Origin of the sequence: Pseudomonas sp. YQ_6, from assembly GCF_043103245.1 — a bacterium.
Lineage (GTDB): Bacteria > Pseudomonadota > Gammaproteobacteria > Pseudomonadales > Pseudomonadaceae > Aquipseudomonas > Aquipseudomonas alloputida.
The window spans coordinates 1-667 of sequence record NZ_JBICJR010000077.1 but is presented as its reverse complement, the minus strand read 5'-3'; the positions used below and the strand labels follow the sequence as shown (position 1 = coordinate 667).

The 667-nt window shown below is 54.1% G+C and carries 1 rRNA gene; it reads right to left on the bottom strand.

The window, feature by feature from the left end:
• Positions 1–667, bottom strand: a 23S ribosomal RNA gene (locus ACF8FG_RS25875); the annotation flags it as partial.

Sequence of the window (667 nt, the reverse complement as noted above, 5' to 3'; positions counted from 1 at the left end):
CAAGCCTCACGGGCAATTAGTATTGGTTAGCTCAACGCCTCACAGCGCTTACACACCCAACCTATCAACGTCGTAGTCTTCGACGGCCCTTTAGGGGATTCAAGATCCCAGTGAGATCTCATCTTGAGGCAAGTTTCCCGCTTAGATGCTTTCAGCGGTTATCTCTTCCGAACATAGCTACCCGGCAATGCCACTGGCGTGACAACCGGAACACCAGAGGTTCGTCCACTCCGGTCCTCTCGTACTAGGAGCAGCCCCTCTCAAATCTCAAACGTCCACGGCAGATAGGGACCGAACTGTCTCACGACGTTCTAAACCCAGCTCGCGTACCACTTTAAATGGCGAACAGCCATACCCTTGGGACCGGCTTCAGCCCCAGGATGTGATGAGCCGACATCGAGGTGCCAAACACCGCCGTCGATATGAACTCTTGGGCGGTATCAGCCTGTTATCCCCGGAGTACCTTTTATCCGTTGAGCGATGGCCCTTCCATACAGAACCACCGGATCACTAAGACCTACTTTCGTACCTGCTCGACGTGTTTGTCTCGCAGTCAAGCGCGCTTTTGCCTTTATACTCTACGACCGATTTCCGACCGGTCTGAGCGCACCTTCGTACTCCTCCGTTACTCTTTGGGAGGAGACCGCCCCAGTCAAACTACCCACCA